This is a genomic window from Neisseria sp. P0021.S007, assembly GCF_051956855.1.
In genome coordinates, this window is the sequence record NZ_JBQCXA010000829.1 from 1 (window position 1) to 586 (window position 586).

A 586-nucleotide genomic window follows, 5' to 3' on the forward strand; every position below is an offset into this window, starting at 1 on the left:
GGCAAAGGTTTGGTCGAGCCTTTGGACGTTTTGGTGGCGCTGATGAGCGAAACCGACAGCCACGCCGTTTATTTCCTCAAGCTGCAATCGGTTACGCGTTTTGAAGTTTTGCGTTGCATTGCCCACGGTGCAACCGAAGACGATGAACACAAAAGCTTTTCAGACGACCCCGACAATGATTCAGACGACCCCGTCGAGTCAAAAAGCGGTTCGTTGTCGGACTACACTGTAAACCTCAATGCCGAAGTCAAAGCCGGCCGCATCGACCCCTTAATCGGCAGAAAACACGAAATGGAACGGCTGGTGCAAATCCTCTGTCGCCGCCGCAAAAACAATCCGCTTTTAGTCGGCGAAGCAGGCGTGGGCAAAACCGCACTGGCGGAAGGCTTGGCGCATCAAATCGTCAACGGCGATATTCCCGACGCGCTCAAAGAAGCGGAAGTGTACGCGCTGGATATGGGTTCGCTTTTGGCGGGTACAAAATACCGCGGCGACTTTGAAGCGCGGGTCAAATCCGTCTTGAAACAGCTCGAAAAAATCCCGCAAGCCATTTTGTTTATCGACGAAATCCACACCATCATCGGCG

General features: G+C 53.1%; 1 protein-coding gene. It reads left to right on the top strand.

The features are described 5' to 3' along the window. Positions 1-586: AAA family ATPase (locus ACTHUR_RS16190; RefSeq protein WP_440399698.1), on the top strand; the 586-nt coding region annotated here is incomplete at both ends.